At 58.3% G+C, this 16325-nt stretch carries 15 protein-coding genes; 13 read left to right on the top strand and 2 right to left on the bottom strand.

The genetic code is table 11. The features are described 5' to 3' along the window. Positions 1 to 246: 246 nt before the first annotated feature. From ACI2JR_RS00990 to aldA, 8 genes are all read left to right on the top strand, one after another. Positions 247 to 1452, top strand: a complete 1206-nt coding sequence (locus ACI2JR_RS00990) for a bifunctional succinylornithine transaminase/acetylornithine transaminase (RefSeq protein WP_462477614.1) — start codon at positions 247 to 249, stop codon at positions 1450 to 1452. An 18-nt stretch (positions 1453 to 1470) separates the two neighbouring features. Beyond that, on the top strand, positions 1471 to 2490 hold the full coding sequence (astA, locus tag ACI2JR_RS00985) for an arginine N-succinyltransferase (protein ID WP_462477731.1): 1020 nt from the start codon (positions 1471 to 1473) through the stop codon (positions 2488 to 2490). Then, positions 2484 to 3950, top strand: coding sequence for a succinylglutamate-semialdehyde dehydrogenase (gene astD, locus ACI2JR_RS00980; protein WP_132731317.1), 1467 nt, complete (start codon positions 2484 to 2486; stop codon positions 3948 to 3950). Before astA ends, astD begins: the two co-directional genes overlap by 7 nt. A 22-nt stretch (positions 3951 to 3972) precedes the next feature. Then, positions 3973 to 5313: an N-succinylarginine dihydrolase gene (gene astB, locus ACI2JR_RS00975; protein ID WP_462477613.1), complete on the top strand. Its 1341-nt coding sequence runs from the start codon at positions 3973 to 3975 to the stop codon at positions 5311 to 5313. A gap of 10 nt (positions 5314 to 5323) precedes the next feature. Next, a complete protein-coding gene (astE, locus tag ACI2JR_RS00970) occupies positions 5324 to 6319 on the top strand; it encodes a succinylglutamate desuccinylase (RefSeq protein WP_462477730.1) in 996 nt (331 codons plus the stop codon). 10 nt (positions 6320 to 6329) lie between these two features. Beyond that, a complete protein-coding gene (locus ACI2JR_RS00965) occupies positions 6330 to 7766 on the top strand; it encodes an amino acid permease (RefSeq protein WP_132731320.1) in 1437 nt (478 codons plus the stop codon). Between the two features lie 146 nt (positions 7767 to 7912). Beyond that, positions 7913 to 8713, top strand: coding sequence for a YdcF family protein (locus tag ACI2JR_RS00960; RefSeq protein WP_462477612.1), 801 nt, complete (start codon positions 7913 to 7915; stop codon positions 8711 to 8713). A 198-nt stretch (positions 8714 to 8911) separates the two neighbouring features. Continuing rightward, positions 8912 to 10351 carry an aldehyde dehydrogenase gene (gene aldA / locus ACI2JR_RS00955; protein ID WP_462477611.1) on the top strand — a complete coding sequence of 480 codons (1440 nt, stop codon included), beginning with the start codon at positions 8912 to 8914 and terminating at the stop codon, positions 10349 to 10351. Between the two features lie 56 nt (positions 10352 to 10407). Here aldA and gap read toward each other — a convergent pair whose 3' ends face one another. Next, a complete protein-coding gene (gap, locus tag ACI2JR_RS00950) occupies positions 10408 to 11406 on the bottom strand; it encodes a type I glyceraldehyde-3-phosphate dehydrogenase (RefSeq protein WP_132731323.1) in 999 nt (332 codons plus the stop codon). Positions 11407 to 11669: 263 nt separating this feature from the next. After that, positions 11670 to 12668, bottom strand: coding sequence for a glycine betaine/L-proline ABC transporter substrate-binding protein ProX (proX, locus tag ACI2JR_RS00945; RefSeq protein ID WP_132731324.1), 999 nt, complete (start codon positions 12666 to 12668; stop codon positions 11670 to 11672). A 625-nt stretch (positions 12669 to 13293) separates the two neighbouring features. On the opposite strand from proX, the gene yajD reads away from it, so the two are divergent. From yajD to ACI2JR_RS00920, 5 genes are all read left to right on the top strand, one after another. Continuing rightward, positions 13294 to 13641, top strand: a complete 348-nt coding sequence (gene yajD, locus ACI2JR_RS00940) for an HNH nuclease YajD (protein WP_132731325.1) — start codon at positions 13294 to 13296, stop codon at positions 13639 to 13641. Between the two features lie 339 nt (positions 13642 to 13980). Continuing rightward, complete coding sequence (gene cybB / locus ACI2JR_RS00935; protein WP_132731326.1) at positions 13981 to 14508, top strand: cytochrome b561; 528 nt, start codon at positions 13981 to 13983, stop codon at positions 14506 to 14508. A gap of 102 nt (positions 14509 to 14610) precedes the next feature. After that, on the top strand, positions 14611 to 14757 hold the full coding sequence (locus ACI2JR_RS00930; RefSeq protein ID WP_165905779.1) for a hypothetical protein: 147 nt from the start codon (positions 14611 to 14613) through the stop codon (positions 14755 to 14757). 105 nt (positions 14758 to 14862) lie between these two features. Continuing rightward, positions 14863 to 15138 carry a metal/formaldehyde-sensitive transcriptional repressor gene (locus ACI2JR_RS00925; protein ID WP_132731327.1) on the top strand — a complete coding sequence of 92 codons (276 nt, stop codon included), beginning with the start codon at positions 14863 to 14865 and terminating at the stop codon, positions 15136 to 15138. Positions 15139 to 15162: 24 nt separating this feature from the next. Then, entirely contained in the window at positions 15163 to 16281 is a 1119-nt protein-coding gene (locus ACI2JR_RS00920) for an S-(hydroxymethyl)glutathione dehydrogenase/class III alcohol dehydrogenase (protein WP_462477610.1), read from the top strand. The last annotated feature ends 44 nt before the right edge of the window (positions 16282 to 16325 follow it).

The raw sequence follows: 16325 nt of genomic DNA, 5'->3' as shown, positions 1-16325 counted from the left end.
AAATGAGGCCTGGCGTATTGACTTTGTTGTACAACAGGGCCCAGATTGAAAGCACGCAATACACAAGGTATTAACTGTGAATTAACAAATAACCCCGAACAGAAAAAGGCTTTGTTTTAATGTGGTGAATTTATTGTCATCGCAACGGGCTCGTTCGTCCGTAATACAGAGCAGGGGGAAGGTTAATTTCGCCAATCCATGGCTGGCAAAATGAATTATTGCCAGTAATCGTTCCGGAGAATTGTTATGTCAGGCAGTATGACTCGTGAAGATTTTAATACTTACATGGTGCCCTGTTTTGCCCCGGCGCCCTTTATTCCGGTGAAAGCGGCGGGCTCGAAGGTCTGGGATCAACAGGGTAAAGAATATATCGATCTCGCGGGCGGCATTGCCGTTAATTCGCTTGGCCATGCCCACCCGGCGCTGGCCGCGGCGCTGAAGTCACAGCTTGATAACCTGTGGCACATCGGCAACGGCTACACCAATGAACCGGTTTTGCTGCTGGCTAAAACCCTGGTGGAATCGACCTTTGCCGATAAGGTGTTCTTCTGCAACTCCGGCGCCGAAGCTAACGAAGCGGCGCTGAAGCTGGCGCGGAAATATGCCCACGATAAGTCTGGTGCGGAAAAAAGCGAAATTATCGCCTTTCACCATTCGTTCCACGGCCGCACGCTATTTACCGTGACGGTCGGCGGTCAGCCGAAATACTCCGCTGACTACGCGCCGCTGCCGCAGGATATTACCCATCTGCCGTATAACGATATTGCCGCGCTGAAGGCCGCCATTTCGGCGCGAACCTGTGCGGTCATCGTTGAGCCGATTATTGGCGAAGGCGGCGTGATGCCGGCCGATCCGGCCTTCCTGCAGGCGCTGCGTGACCTTTGCGACCAGCACGATGCCACGTTGATTTTTGACGAAGTCCAGACCGGCGCCGGGCGTACCGGCACGCTGTATGCCTACCAGCACTACAACGTCATTCCGGACATTCTCACCAGCGCCAAAGGTCTCGGCGGCGGTTTTCCGATTGGCGCCATGCTGACGAAAGAGGCGTGGGCGCAGGTCTTCCAGCCGGGCACCCACGGCACCACGTTCGGCGGCAACCCGCTGGCGGCAACGGTGGCCAACGCCGTTCTGGCGCAGCTGGATAGCGACCTGCTGGCCGGCGTCAGCCAGCGTCACGACCTGATCGTCGCTAAGCTCAACGCGCTTAACGCCAGATACGATCTCTTCAGCGCGGTGCGCGGGATGGGGTTACTGATAGGCGCGGAGCTGGCAAGCCACCTGCGCGGCAAGGCGAAAACGCTGACTAACCTGGCGGCGGAAGAGGGGCTGATTGCGCTGATTGCCGGGCCTGACGTGCTGCGTTTTGCGCCGGCGCTCAATATTCCGCTGGCGGATATTGAGGAAGCTTTCGTACGCCTTGAGCGCGCCGTCGCCCGCCTGACCAGCTGATCCGGGAGACGGTTTATGATGCTATTTCGTCCCGTTCGGGAAAATGACCTCGATGATATTATCCGCCTCGCATCGCGGGCGGGGGTGGGCATGACCTCGTTACCTAACGATCCCGCGCGGCTGGCGGCGCGGATCCAGCGTAGCGTGGAGACCTTTGCCGGGAAGCTGCCGCGCGGGCAGCAGGGCTTTCTGTTTGTTCTTGAAGATACTCGCCTGGCGCGGGTGGTGGGCGTCAGCGCCATTGAGGTCGCCGTGGGCCTGGATGAGCCTTTTTATAATTTCCGCCTGCAGCGTACCGTGCGCGCCTCGAAAGAGCTGGGGGTCTATAAAAATCAGGAACTGCTGAATCTCAGCTATGACCATACCGGACACAGCGAACTGTGTACGCTGTTCCTCGACCCGGAGTACCAGAAAAATCGCAATGGCCTGCTGCTGTCAAAAGCGCGGTTCTTATTTATCGCCGCCTTCAGAGAGCTGTTTTCGCCGCATCTTTTCGCCGAACTGCGCGGGCGCAGCGATGAGCAGGGCAACTCCCCCTTCTGGGATGCGTTGGGCCACCACTTCTTCGACATCCCGTTTGCCGACGCCGACCGTCTGACCGGGAGCGGAATGAAGACCTTTATTGCCGAGCTGATGCCGGCATACCCGATTTACGTATCGCTGCTGCCGAAAAACGCCCGCGAAGTCATTGGCGAGGTGCATGCGAATACCTCCCCGGCCCGCGCGATCCTTGAAAAAGAGGGCTTCAGCTGGCGCGGTTCGGTCGACATTTTCGATGCCGGTCCGGTGCTGGAGGCGGAAACCGACGCCATCAGGGCGATTCGCGAAAGCCGGTTTATTCCGGCTATACAGCTGATGGCGCAGCGGTCGTCGCCGCTGATCGTCGCCAATAACCAGTTTGCGCATTTCCGTGCGGCGCTGATCGCGCCGGAAGAGCAAAACGAACTCAATCAACTAACGCTGGACGCCCTACAGGTGAATGAAACCGATCGGGTTCATGCGGTGACACTCAATCCGGAGGCAAGGACATCATGGTAATCAATGCGCAGTTCATCGCGGGACAATGGCTACCGGGCTCAGGGCCTCAGTTGACGAAACTGGCGCCGGAAGATCGGTCGGTATTGTGGCAGGCGTCCAGCGCCGGCGCGGCGGAGGTTCAGGCGGCCTGCGCCGCGGCCCGTGCCGCTTTTTATTCGTGGTCTCATCTCCCGGTTTCCGAGCGTATCGCCTGCGTGCAGCGCTTTGCTGCGTTGCTGGAGGCCGGGAAAGAGACGCTGGCAACGCTGATCTCCCGTGAAACCAGCAAGCCGCTGTGGGAAACCCGCACCGAAGTTCAGGCGATGATAGGCAAAGCGGGGATCTCCATCGAAGCCTATCACGAGCGTACCGGGCAGCGCGAAACGGCCATGCCGGATGGCAGGGCGCTGCTTCGCCATAAACCGCACGGCGTCATGGCGGTGTTCGGCCCCTATAACTTCCCGGGCCACCTGCCGAACGGGCACATTATTCCGGCGCTGATTGCCGGCAATACCGTGGTGTTTAAGCCGAGCGAACTGACGCCGGCCACCGCCGAGCTGACGGTTAAACTGTGGCAGCAGGCCGGGATCCCGGATGGAGTGATTAACCTGATTCAGGGCGGTAAAGAGACCGGTCAGGCCCTGCTGGAAAACCGCGATATCGATGGCGTGCTGTTTACCGGCAGCGCCGCCGCCGGTTTCCATTTCCACCGCTACCTTGGCGGACAGCCGGAGAAAATGCTGGCGCTGGAGATGGGCGGCAACAACGCGCTGATCGTCGCCGACGTTGCCGATAGCGATGCGGCGCTCAATGTGATTATTCAGTCGGCCTTTATCTCCGCCGGGCAGCGCTGCACCTGCGCACGTCGGCTGGTGGTCAAGCGCGGCGCCGGGGGCGATGCCTTACTGCAGCGGCTGGTCGCCGCCAGCGCCAGGATCCGCGTCGGTAAATGGGACGCCGAACCCCAGCCGTTTATGGGCGGCGTTATTTCCCAGCAGGCGGCGCAGGGGATGCTGGCGGCGCAGGAAAAACTGGAAGGGCTGGGCGGCAGGGTGCTGTTGCGCCTGACGCAGCCGGATCCCGATTCAACGGTATTAACCCCGGGCATTATTGACGTCACCGGGATTGAGGTTCCTGACGAAGAGTACTTCGGGCCGCTGCTGACCATTGTCCGCTATGACACCTTTGATGAGGCGATCCGCATTGCCAATAACACCCGTTACGGGCTGGCCGCGGGGCTGATTTCCGCCGACCCGGCGCTGTTCGAGCGCTTTGCCGATGAGGCGCGGGCCGGGATCGTCAACTGGAACAAACCGCTGACCGGCGCTTCCAGTAAAGCGCCCTTTGGCGGCGTGGGCGCCTCCGGTAACCATCGCGCTTCGGCGTGGTATGCCGCGGATTACTGCGCGTGGCCGATGGCCTCGCTGGTCAGCGAAACGCTGACGCTGCCGGCGACAACCTCGCCTGGCCTGCCATTCTGATAACGGATCATGTGAGGACACTATGTCTGGTTTTGAAGCGAATTTTGATGGCCTGGTCGGGCCGACGCACCATTACGCCGGCCTGTCGGTCGGAAATGAAGCCTCGCAGAACAACCGTGACGGGCTATCCAACCCGAAGAAAGCGGCGCTACAGGGGCTGTATAAAATGAAAACCCTGGCCGATAAAGGCTTTATTCAGGGGATTTTGCCGCCGCAGCCGCGGCCGAATATCAGCGCGCTGCGCGGTCTGGGTTTTCAGGGCAGCGATGCGCAGGTGATCCAGCGGGCGGCCGCCGAGGCGCCGCATCTGCTGTCTGCGTTTAGCTCCGCGTCGTCGATGTGGACCGCCAACGCCGCAACGGTGTCGCCGTCCGCTGACAGCGCCGACGGCAAACTGCACTTTACGGTCACCAACCTGAACAACAAACTACACCGTTCACAGGAGGCGCCGACCACCGCATCGATTCTGCGCGCCACGTTTGCCGACGCCGCGTATTTTGCTCACCACGATGCGTTGCCGCAGCATGGCGATCTGGGCGATGAAGGGGCGGCGAACCACAACCGTTTTTGCTACGACTACGATCGTCAGGGATTACAGCTTTTCGTTTACGGCAAACGCGCCGCAGGCGGCGTGGCGCCGGGGAAATACCCGGCCCGCCAGACGCTGGAAGCCAGTCAGGCGATTGCGCGTCTGCACCGGTTGAACCCGGAATATACCGTTTTCGCGCAACAGGATCCGACGGCGATTGACCACGGCGTGTTCCATAACGACGTCATTGCGGTCAGCAACCGCCATGTGCTGTTTCACCATCAGCACGCCTTTTTACATCAGCAGGCGGTGCTGGCGACCTTGCGCGAAAAAGCCGCGCAGCTGGATATTCCTTTTACCAGCGTGGAAGTGCCGCAGGACCAGGTCAGCCTCGATGACAGCGTGGCGTCCTATCTGTTCAACAGCCAGCTGCTGAGTAAAGCGGATGGCAAAATGCTGATCGTGGTGCCGGAAGAGTGCCGCCAGCGCAGTAACGTCTGGCAGTATCTGAGCGCGCTGGTGAGCGATCGCGCCTCGCCGATTAACGAAGTGGCGGTCTTTGATCTACGCGAGAGCATGCGCAACGGCGGCGGACCGGCGTGCCTGCGTCTGCGCGTGGTGCTGAATCATGCCGAGCTGGCGGCGGTTAACCCGCATAGCCTGATGAATGACGAACGCTATCAGCAGCTCACCCGCTGGGTGGAAAAACACTATCGCGACCGTCTGCATGCCCGCGATCTCGGCGACCCACAGCTGCTGAATGAGGTCTATCAGGCCCTCGATGAGCTGACGCAGATCTTACGTCTGGGGGCGGTATATGACTTCCAGCGTTAAGGGACCGGCAATGGACAAGATGGTGAATGATTTACTGCACTGCCGGCTGGCCGCGTGGCCGTTTCCCGCCGGCGTTGAAGCGCGCTGGTTAGCGGATGGCGTGCTGCAACTGCTGCCGCAGCGGCCATGGCAGCGGGCCACCGTCGTCTCCGCGGGGATCCATGGCAACGAAACCGCACCGATCGAGATTTTGCTACAGCTGATGCGGTCGTTGAGTCTGGGGCAACAGCCGCTCAGCCATGCGCTGCTGCTGGTCTTCGGCAACCTGCCGGCGATTCGCGCCAGCCGCCGCTATCTGCATAACGACCTCAACCGCCTGTTTGGCGGACGGCACCTTACCGTCGCGCCGGGGAATGAGTCCCGTCGGGCGGCCGAGCTGGAGACGGCGGTGGCCGAATTCTTTACCGCCGCAGATGCCCAGGGCGCGGCGAGCCGCAGGCACCTGGATTTGCACACCGCCATTCGCGGCTCACGCTACCGGCAGTTTGCGCTGTTGCCCGCGCGGGAGGGGGAGTATCACGCCGATTTTTACGCGCTGCTGCAGGCCAGCGGTATGGACGCCATCGTGCGCCATACCGAGCCGGGCGGGACCTTTACCCATTACACCAGTGAAAAGTATGCCGCGCAAAGCGCCACGCTGGAGCTGGGTAAAGTGATGGCTTTCGGGGAAAACGACCTCAGCCTGTTTGCCGCCACCGACGCCGCCATACGCGCGCTGATTGCCGACGCGCCGCTGCCGGTACGGGTCAAGGAACCGGCGCACCACTTTGTGGTGCAGGAGAGCATCGTCAAAAGTGCCAGCGATTTCACGCTCAACCTCGACCCGCAAAGCGAAAACTTCACCGCGCTGCCCGCCGGGTATGAAATCGCCCGTCAGCCGGATAAACGGTGGGTGGTTTCTGCCCATGCTCCGTACATCTTATTTCCCAATGCGGGAGTAGCGACCGGACAACGTGCCGGCTTGTTGCTGAAGTCTGCCGCGCCATGCCTTTCTTTGCCTGCCTGAAGGAATCGACATGACTCAACATCAACGCGAGGGGCAGGTTAATCCTGCCATCGACGGGGAGCGCCCGTCGCAGCTCAAACGCGGCCTCGGCGCCCGGCACATTCAAATGATTGCGCTGGGCGGAGCTATCGGAACCGGCCTGTTTATGGGGGCGGGAAGAAATATCGCCGTTGCGGGGACCTCAATCCTCGTGATTTATGTGCTGGTGGGGTTTTTTACCTACATGGTGATGCGGGCGATGGGCGAGGTGCTGCTCACCCGGCTGGATTACCGCTCTTTCGCCGATTTTGTCGGCGACTATCTCGGCCCGCAGGCGAGTTTTTATTTAGGCTGGACCTACTGGCTGAGCTGGGTGGTGACCTGTATCGCCGACGTGGTGGTGTGCGGTAGCTATATGCAGTACTGGTTCCCGGCGATGTCGGCCTGGATGCCCGCGCTCGCCACCCTTGGCATTCTGTTCCTGTTCAATTTACTGTCGGTTAAAATGTTTGGCGAGGCCGAATTCTGGTTTGCGTTGATCAAGGTGGTGACCATCATCGCGTTGATTTTGACCGGCGGATGGATGATCGCCATCGGCTGGACGTCGCCGGATGGAGTTAAAGCCTCGCTGCGCCACATTAGCGACCCGGCGGTGTTTATGCCGCACGGCGTGACCGGGTTCTTCGCCGGTTTCCAGATAGCGATCTTCTCTTTTACCGGCATTGAGCTGCTCGGTACGATGACCGCCGAAACCCGCGACCCCGAGAAGATTTTACCCAGGGCGATTAACGCGCTGCCGCTGCGCATTATCATTTTTTACCTGCTATCGATGGTGGTGATTATCGCCGTCGCCTCCTGGCCGGGGGTGTCGCCGGACGCCAGCCCGTTCGTGACCCTGTTTGCCAAAGCCGGATTGCCAGCGGCCGCGGCGGTGATCAACTTTGTCGCGTTAACCTCGGCGATGTCGTCGGCTAACAGCGGGGTCTACTCCAGCACCCGAATGCTGTACGGCCTGTCGGTGGAAAAGCATGCTCACGGCCAGTTTCGCATCCTGTCGCGCACCACGCGGATCCCGGTACGCAGCCTGCTGTTCTCCTGCTTCTGCATGCTCAGCGGGACGTTGCTGCTGTTTCTGGTGCCGAACGTGATGACGCTGTTCACGATCGTATCGACGCTGGCGGCGATTATGGTGGTCTTCAGCTGGGGGATGATCCTCGTGGCCTACCTGGTTTATCGCCATAAGCGTCCTGACCTGCATCAACAGTCGACGTTTAAAATGCCGGCGGGCGTGGCGATGAGCTGGCTGAGCCTGCTGTTTTTCGCCTTCTCGATTTTTATCATGATCTTTGACCCGGATACGCTGAAAGCGCTGATGGCCACGCCGATGTGGTTTATCGCGCTGTGGCTGTTCTGGAAGATAAAGCAGAAGCGAGAAGGGCAAACTCATCTGCAGAAGCTGAACGCCTGAGTGATGCCGGCATCTTGCCTGCCGGTCTCCCCGGCAGGCGCAAAAGAAGTGACCCCGTTACCTTTCATTACCCGCCGGGGCGTTGTGCGGTTTATCATGTAGCGAAACGTCCTTAAACGGATGAAGCGCTATGCAAAGGAGCGAGCATGACAGAGCATTTCCCATCCCTGGCGGATGACACGCTGGCGGCGGCAAACCGCTTAGGCCAATGGCTGGCGCAGGATGATTTCACCGCGCTGGCGCCACCGCCGCAGCTTGATATCGTGGTGCTGGCGGGTAATGCGGTGATCCCGACCATTGACGCCGCCTGTCGGCTGGCGGCGGATACCGGGGCGCCACTGCTGATTAGCGGAGGTATCGGCCACTCGACGTCGTTTCTCTACGACGCGGTACGCGCCGACCCGCGTTATCGTCTGCTCCCGGTCGCGGCGCGCCCGGAAGCGCATATCCTTGCCGATATCGCCCATCGGTTCTGGCATATTCCGCGGGAAAAGGTGGTGGTTGAAGATCGCTCCACGAACTGCGGTGAGAATGCGCGCTTTACCCGCGAAATGCTGATGGCTGAAGGGCTGGCCCCTCGTCGCGGGGTGGTGATTCAGGACCCGACCATGCAGCGGCGGACGATGGCGACCTTTGCCCGCGTCTGGCAGAACGCGGAAACCGTGCCGCAGTGGTACAGCATGCCGGGCTGTGCGCCGCTGCTGTGCAATACGGCCGCCGGGTTAGCCTTCCGCGGCGAGCATCGCGGGCTGTGGCCGGTGGGGCGCTATCTGTCGCTGATCCTCGGGGAACTGCCGCGCCTGCAGGATAATCCGCAGGGCTATGGCCCGCGTGGAAAAGACTTTATTGCCCATGTGGATATCCCGGCCCACATTGTCGAGGCAGGGGAGCGCCTGCGCGAAGATAGCCTGCTGACGGAGGCTCTGAACGCCCGTCCCCTGAGCTGACGAATGCCCGTTTGTGACCTGTTTTGCGTAAACGGGCACTTTTTGTTGCCGAAATGTAGCCATTCGCGCCAGATACTGGCCTGTTTTTATGACCTGATTCACAAAATCAGGCGGGCAGTCTGCTGCGGACGTTCCTTGTCGATAGATTTTTAACAAATAAGTTACTTGTTAAAAACAACATATCTACAGGAGCAGGCCATGACAGCACCCGTTCAACACCCGATGTATATTGATGGTCAGTTTGTTGCCGGACGCGGCGACGCGTGGATTGACGTGCTCAACCCGGCGACCGAAGCGCTGATTTCGCGTATCCCCGACGGCACGGCTGAAGATGCCCGACGGGCCATCGATGCGGCGGAGCGCGCGCAGCCGGCGTGGGAAGCGCTGCCGGCGATTGAGCGGGCGGGATGGCTGCGTAAAATTGCCGCCGGTATTCGCCAGCGCGCCGAAGAGATTGCCGGGCTGATCGTCGCCGAAGGCGGGAAAATTCAGCAGCTGGCGGCGGTCGAGGTCTCATTTACCGCCGATTACCTTGACTATATGGCGGAATGGGCGCGCCGTTATGAAGGGGAGATTGTGCAGAGCGACCGTCCGGGGGAAAATATTCTGGTGTTTAAACGTGCCCTCGGCGTGACCACCGGGATTTTGCCGTGGAACTTCCCGTTCTTTCTGATTGCCCGCAAGCTGGCGCCCGCGCTGATTACCGGCAACACAATCGTGATTAAACCGAGCGAATTTACCCCCAATAACGCCGTCGCCTTTGCGCAGATTGTCGATGATATCGGCTTGCCAAAAGGGGTCTTTAACCTCGTGCTCGGTCGCGGTGAAACCGTGGGCCAGGAGCTGGCGGCCAACCCGAAAGTGGCGATGGTCAGCATGACCGGCAGCGTCGGCGCGGGTGAGAAAATTATGGCCGCCGCGGCAAAAAATATTACCAAAGTGTGCCTCGAGCTGGGCGGTAAAGCGCCGGCCATCGTGATGGATGATGCCGACCTCGAACTGGCGGTGAAAGCGGTGGTGGATTCCCGGGTGATTAACAGCGGGCAGGTGTGTAACTGCGTTGAGCGGGTTTACGTGCAAAAAGGGATCTACGATCGTTTCGTCAATCGTCTTGGCGAGGCCTTAAAAGCGGTGCAGTTTGGCGACCCGGCCGCGCGGGACGATATTGCCATGGGGCCGCTGATTAACGCCGCGGCGCGGCAACGTGTCGAACAGAAAGTGGCGAAGGCGCTGGCGCAGGGGGCGCGTCTGGCGCTGGGCGGTCAAGCGGTGGCGGGGAACGGCTATTTCTATCCGCCGACGCTGCTGCTGGATGTACGCCAGGAGATGGATATCGTTCATGAGGAAACCTTCGGACCGGTGCTGCCGGTGGTGGCATTTGACACTCTCGATGACGCTTTAGCGATGGCTAATGACAGCGACTACGGTCTGACCTCGTCTATTTATACCCGCGATCTGAACGTGGCGATGAAGGCGATAAAGGGGCTGAAATTCGGCGAAACCTACATTAACCGTGAGAACTTTGAAGCGATGCAGGGCTTTCACGCCGGCTGGCGGAAATCAGGTATCGGCGGGGCCGACGGCCGCCATGGCCTGAACGAATATCTGCAAACCCAGGTGGTCTATCTGCAGTCGTAGGCGTGGGCGTCGCCAGCGGGTAGCCGGGGTATCCGCTGGCGACTACGCCGCTGCCGCTAGCGGGCGAACTTATCCAGGACGCGCACCAGCTGCGTCACAAAACCATATTCGTTATCGTACCAGGCCACGGTTTTGACCAACTGAACGTCGCCGGCTTCGGCAACTTCAAGCTGGGTGGCGTCATAAATGGAACCGAAATGGCTGCCGATGATATCCGAAGAGACAATCTCCTCTTCGGTGTAGCCGAAAGATTCGTTGTTCGCCGCCGCATTCTTCATTGCCTGGTTAACCTCATCGGCGGTGACTTTTTTCTCGAGGAGGGAAACCAGTTCGGTGACCGAGCCGGTTTTGGTCGGCACCCGCTGAGCGTGGCCCTTCAGCTTCCCGCTGAGCTCCGGAATCACCAGACCGATCGCCCTGGCCGCCCCGGTGGTATGCGGAATGATGTTTTCCGCCGCCGCCCGCGAGGCGCGTAAATCTTTCCCCCGCGGCCCGTCAACCAGCGACTGGGTGCCGGTGTAGGCATGAATCGTGGTCATGGTGCCGAGCTTAATGCCGAAGGCATCGTGCAGGACCTTGGCCATCGGGGCCAGGCAGTTGGTGGTGCAGGAGGCGACGGAAATAATCGTGTCATCTGCGCTCAGGGTATCGTCGTTAACGTTATAGACGATGGTTTTCATCTCGCCGGCAGGGGCCGAGATCAGCACTTTCTTCGCCCCGGCATCGAGGTGAGCCTGCGCTTTCTCGGTCGACGTGTAGAAGCCGGTACATTCGACGATGAGCTCTGCGCCGACGGCTTTCCACGGAATATGCCGGGCCTCTTTCTCGGCATAAACGGTAATTTTTTTCCCGTCCACGATCAGCGCGTCCTCGGTAAAATCCACGCTCCATGGGAAAGGTCCGTAGTTAGAATCATGTTTTAACAGATAGGCCAACACTTTCGGCGAGGTAAGATCGTTGATCGCCACGACTTCCAGCGGGCTGTGAACCTCCAACAAACGGCGTAATACCAGACGTCCGATACGACCAAAGCCATTAATCCCAAGTTTGCTCATGAAAAGCCTCCCGGTGGGTGGTGGTGAGTGAGGTTGCGGTATTAGACTCTCCAGGCATACTCCAGTCGCCCCGAATCGGCAACCCGGAAAAGCGCCGGGCTGGCTAAGCGTTTGAAAAACTGCACACAAAAATTCATGAATTTGCCGGGAATCGCGCGTAAGGCGAAAGGGCTATTGCTTACGCCGTACGCTATCTGTCGGGCGGGTGGTTGACGACCCACCTGTCGGCCTTGTGCAGCGCCAACAGGTGAGCGCAGGGTGCGCTATTTTGCCGCGGCGAGGGCTTCTTTTATCCACTGGTCGAAGGTGGCCTGATGAGCGTGAATCCAGCCGTTCACATGGCTCTGAATATCGGCATCAGAGGATTTCCCCTCATGCATCAGCTGGTTCTGAGCGTTAACATCGGCCAGCGGCAGTTGCACGATCGCAAAGAGTTTTGCCGCCGCCGGATTTTTTTCCGCCCAGGCTTTGTTGGCCACCACATGTTCATTATTGACCTTAAAGCCGTAGTTTTTCCCGTTAGGCAGGGTGGTGTCCATCTCTTTCAGCGAACCCGGGTTAGCTGAGAACGGAACGGTAAGCCAGACAACATCTTTCCCGGGCACCATTTCATTGCTGACCCAGTAGGGCGTCCAGGTAAAATAGAGCACCGGCAAACCGGATTTATAGCGCGTTAAGGTGTCGGCGATAATAGCAGAATAGTTTCCCTGATTTTGTTTTACGGTATTTTCTAAACCGTAGGCCTTAATCTGGGTGTCAATAACCTGGCCGCAGACCCAGCCCGGATTACATCCGGCTAAATCGGCTTTACCGTCATCGTTGACGTCAAATAATTTGGCGATTTTCGGGTCTTTAAGCTGGGAAATATCCGTGATGTGATATTTATCCGCCGTTTTCTTATCGATGAGATACCCCTGGGCCGCGCCGCTGATATAGGTGCCCTGGCGATAAAATTTCTTATCTCCGCCGGCCGAATTATACATATCCTTTTGCAGCGGTTGCCAGTTCACCGCCATATAAGTCGCATCCCCCGAGGCAATAGCGGTATAGGCGACATTGTAATCCACCTCCTGCGTCGGCTGCACGTCATAGCCCAGTTTTACCAGCGCTTTATTGATGATTTCCGTCTGGAAAGCCTCTTCAGGAATCGTGCTTTGCAAGGGATACACGGTCACCCCTTGTCCGGGAAGCCCCGCGGCGAAGGCGGCGGGCAGCGTGAGAAGCAGAGCGGCTGCGAGAATACTGGTCTTATAAATAGACATAATAAATAACCCTGTTGTTTGTATTTTATTGAGCCAGAGAAGCGGCAGGAGTAATCATTGGCGAACGTGCGTGATGATGTGAGGCAATGGCAGGAGGAAAACGCTTGATAGATATTGTGGCGATTGCGCAGGCTTAGATAAGATCATAACTATTGTGTATTGTGGCGTCTGGTCTTTATGAATGAGTAATCAGTGAATTCACCATAGCACACTGAATTCTGCTGGCAACCTTTTATCTCCTGTTATGTGCCCAGGGTCGCGGCTAAATAGTCATCTGGCGGCCGGCGAACGCAACATATTAAGCGGGAAGAACAGCCGGATAAATATATTGTTGGCAAAGGCAGAGGATATTTCCCGGGCCTCCCTGGGCGGGGCCGGGAGATATTCAATCGGGTAGTAAACGGGCCGCAGCGGAACCGCTGGCAACATTGCGATGCCGATACCTGCGACGGCGTTTTAAATCCCCCGATGGCCCAGTGAAGCATGATGGCGATCGGGACGCAGAGGCCATCCGCGCAGCGACTCTCTACTGATTCGCTCCCTCTTTCATGTCTCCTTCCGTTCCATAATGAGATATATTGGGGGAACTAGCGTAAATTATCTTGTTATAGCAGGTGACATCGGAATGGCTCTGATCCCCAAAAACTACACGCGGCTGGAGAGCGGCTACCGTGAGAAAGCACTAAAAATCTATCCGTGGGTATGCGGGCGCTGTTCGAGAGAGTTTGTTTATTCGAACCTACGCGAATTGACGGTTCATCACATCGATCATGATCATACCAATAACCCGGAAGATGGCAGTAACTGGGAGCTGTTGTGTCTGTATTGTCATGACCACGAGCACTCGAAGTACACTGAAGCCGACCAGTACGGCACGACCGTGGTGGCAGGGGAGGATGCGCAAAAAGATGTTGCTGCCGCTACCTATAATCCCTTTGCCGATTTAAAGGCGATGCTGAATAAGAAGAAATAGTCTCCGCGGTGCTCTGTATGGGCGCATAGCCGGCGGTTATCTCAGTGAACCCGGAGCGCCGGGCCTTACCTGCCTGGCAGCCCGTAGTCGGGGGGCGGAAGGCCCTCGATGGCCGGGAAACCTCTGCATATCGCGCCCGGAGATAACTCCAGGCTGAAGATCTCTGACCTCACGGTGGGTAAATGCCTCCGCTCGCCAGAAATAACCCTCGCTAACTGCTTGCTTTTGCACTCATTACCGCAATCCGGGCCGGGTTTGTTAATACTACGTAAAACTTAATGAAATTTTCAGCAAAGGTCGTTATGTTGTCGACATCACTGTTTTATTAAGGGTTTTCCCATGCGCGATAAATACACTGGCCTGCAGATAGGTATCCACTGGCTGGTCTTTTTATTGGTGGTTGGTGCCTATGCCACTATGGAGCTGAGAGGTTTTTTTCCTCGCAGCGCCCGACCGGTCATTAACATGATTCATGTTTCCTGCGGGATTTCCATTCTGCTGCTGATGGTGGCGCGCCTGCTGGTACGCCTGAAATACCCGGCGCCGCCGATTGTGCCGAAGCCCTCGCCGATGATGACCGGCTTTGCGCATCTCGGACACCTGGCTATCTATCTGCTGTTTATCGCCCAGCCGCTGGTCGGCCTGGTCATGATGTATCACCGCGGCAATCCGTGGTTCGCTTTTGGCCTGACCATGCCGTTTGCCGCGCAAAGTAATTTTGAACTGGTGGATACGCTGAAAGGCGTGCACGGTTTGCTGGCGAATACCGGCTATTTCCTGGTCGGTCTGCATGCGTTAGCCGCGCTGATGCACCATTACCTGTGGCACGATAATACGCTGCTGCGGATGATGCCGCGCAAGCGCTGAGCGCCTGCCGGACCGTAAAGACCCCGCTTAATCGCGGGGTTTTTTATTTCTTTCTCCGCAGAGTGTGCTACATCTGATATGAACCGGGGGAAAAGGGGAAGTATGCAAGTCAGAGGTGCCGTCGGGGATGAAGCGCCTGCGCTGTGGGTTATCCGTCATGGCTTTGTCGCGCTGGGTGAAAAACTGCTGCCATCGAGGCTGGCGCAGGCGGATTTACGCCGGGTGGCGATGGCGCGGGAACTCGCCTGAATCCGAATGTTCGTCGCTATACTATGACGGATAGCGGCGTTTCAGTTTGCCACTTCGGCTAATAAAATATAGTATACCCCCCTATATGATATTGAGGGCGTCATCATGCCACATTCACCTGAAGACAAAAAACGCGCGCTGAGTCGCGTACGCCGTATTCGCGGGCAGGTTGAAGCCCTGGAACGCGCGCTGGAATCCGGCGAGTCCTGTATGTCGATTCTGCAGCAGATTGCCTCGATTCGCGGCGCGGCCAACGGCCTGATGGGGGAGATGGTGGAAATTCATCTCCAGGACGAGCTGGTCAGCGGTGACACCACCCCGGATCAGCGCGCGGCGAGAATGGCGGAAGTGGGTCATCTGCTACGATCCTACTTAAAATAAATCACCACGAAGGAAGAGACGGATATGAAATCACGTGCAGCTGTCGCGTTTGGCCCCGGCCAGCCGCTGAAAATCGTTGAGATTGACGTCGCGCCGCCGAAAAAAGGCGAAGTGCTGGTCAAAATTACCCACACCGGCGTCTGCCATACGGATGCCTTCACTCTCTCCGGCGACGACCCGGAAGGGGTATTCCCGGCGGTGCTGGGCCATGAAGGCGGCGGTATCGTGGTCGAAGTTGGCGAAGGGGTGACCAGCCTCAAGCCGGGCGATCATGTTATTCCGCTATACACCGCCGAGTGTCGCGAGTGTAAATTCTGTAAATCCGGCAAAACCAACCTTTGTCAGGCGGTTCGCGCCACCCAGGGGAAAGGTCTGATGCCGGACGGCACCACCCGTTTCTCGTATAACGGCGAGCCGATTTATCACTACATGGGGACCAGTACCTTCAGCGAATATACCGTCTGCGCTGAGATTTCGCTGGCGAAGGTAAACCCGCAGGCGCCGCTGGACAAAGTGTGCCTGCTGGGCTGCGGCGTCACCACCGGTATTGGCGCGGTCCACAACACCGCGAAGGTGAAAGAGGGCGACACGGTGGCGGTCTTTGGTCTTGGCGGGATTGGTCTGGCGGTGATCCAGGGCGCGGTGCAGGCGAAAGCCGGGCGCATCCTGGCGGTCGATACTAACCCGGACAAGTTCACGCTTGCCAAAGAGATGGGCGCGACCGATTTCATCAATCCGCAGGATTACGCTAAGCCGGTTCAGGACGTCATCGTTGAGCTGACCGATGGCGGCGTGGACTTCAGCTTTGAGTGCATCGGCAACGTAAACGTGATGCGCGCGGCGCTGGAGTGCTGCCATAAAGGCTGGGGCGAGAGCGTAATTATCGGCGTTGCCGGCGCGGGCCAGGAGATCAAAACGCGTCCGTTCCAGCTGGTGACCGGCCGAGTCTGGCGCGGTTCGGCGTTCGGCGGCGTGAAAGGTCGCAGCCAGCTGCCGGGTATGGTTGAAGATGCAATGGCCGGCAAAATTCGCCTCGATCCGTTTATCACCCATCGCCTGCCGCTGGATCAGATCAACGAAGCGTTTGATCTGATGCACGAAGGTAAATCCATCCGTACCGTGATCCACTTCGGCGAAAATTAATCCGCGGTAACATCGCGGCAGTAACCCTCCGGGCATGACGGCGC

The organism is Klebsiella sp. NPDC088457 (assembly GCF_044900465.1).
In the GTDB taxonomy this organism is placed as follows: Bacteria; Pseudomonadota; Gammaproteobacteria; order Enterobacterales; family Enterobacteriaceae; genus Klebsiella.
The sequence above is the reverse complement of the archived record's forward strand: the minus strand, read 5'-3'. Positions and strand labels throughout refer to the sequence as shown.

What these genes read in the sequence shown, in the direction of transcription:
- proX (WP_132731324.1), bottom strand. Translation starts at nt 12,668, where the DNA reads ATGTCTATTTATAAGACCAGTATTCTCGCAGCCGCTCTGCTTCTCACG.
- yajD (WP_132731325.1), top strand. Translation starts at nt 13,294, where the DNA reads ATGGCTCTGATCCCCAAAAACTACACGCGGCTGGAGAGCGGCTACCGT.
- ACI2JR_RS00965 (WP_132731320.1), top strand. Translation starts at nt 6,330, where the DNA reads ATGACTCAACATCAACGCGAGGGGCAGGTTAATCCTGCCATCGACGGG.
- ACI2JR_RS00930 (WP_165905779.1), top strand. Translation starts at nt 14,611, where the DNA reads ATGCAAGTCAGAGGTGCCGTCGGGGATGAAGCGCCTGCGCTGTGGGTT.
- gap (WP_132731323.1), bottom strand. Translation starts at nt 11,406, where the DNA reads ATGAGCAAACTTGGGATTAATGGCTTTGGTCGTATCGGACGTCTGGTA.
- ACI2JR_RS00990 (WP_462477614.1), top strand. Translation starts at nt 247, where the DNA reads ATGTCAGGCAGTATGACTCGTGAAGATTTTAATACTTACATGGTGCCC.
- ACI2JR_RS00960 (WP_462477612.1), top strand. Translation starts at nt 7,913, where the DNA reads ATGACAGAGCATTTCCCATCCCTGGCGGATGACACGCTGGCGGCGGCA.
- astD (WP_132731317.1), top strand. Translation starts at nt 2,484, where the DNA reads ATGGTAATCAATGCGCAGTTCATCGCGGGACAATGGCTACCGGGCTCA.
- astB (WP_462477613.1), top strand. Translation starts at nt 3,973, where the DNA reads ATGTCTGGTTTTGAAGCGAATTTTGATGGCCTGGTCGGGCCGACGCAC.
- aldA (WP_462477611.1), top strand. Translation starts at nt 8,912, where the DNA reads ATGACAGCACCCGTTCAACACCCGATGTATATTGATGGTCAGTTTGTT.
- ACI2JR_RS00920 (WP_462477610.1), top strand. Translation starts at nt 15,163, where the DNA reads ATGAAATCACGTGCAGCTGTCGCGTTTGGCCCCGGCCAGCCGCTGAAA.
- astA (WP_462477731.1), top strand. Translation starts at nt 1,471, where the DNA reads ATGCTATTTCGTCCCGTTCGGGAAAATGACCTCGATGATATTATCCGC.
- astE (WP_462477730.1), top strand. Translation starts at nt 5,324, where the DNA reads ATGGACAAGATGGTGAATGATTTACTGCACTGCCGGCTGGCCGCGTGG.
- cybB (WP_132731326.1), top strand. Translation starts at nt 13,981, where the DNA reads ATGCGCGATAAATACACTGGCCTGCAGATAGGTATCCACTGGCTGGTC.
- ACI2JR_RS00925 (WP_132731327.1), top strand. Translation starts at nt 14,863, where the DNA reads ATGCCACATTCACCTGAAGACAAAAAACGCGCGCTGAGTCGCGTACGC.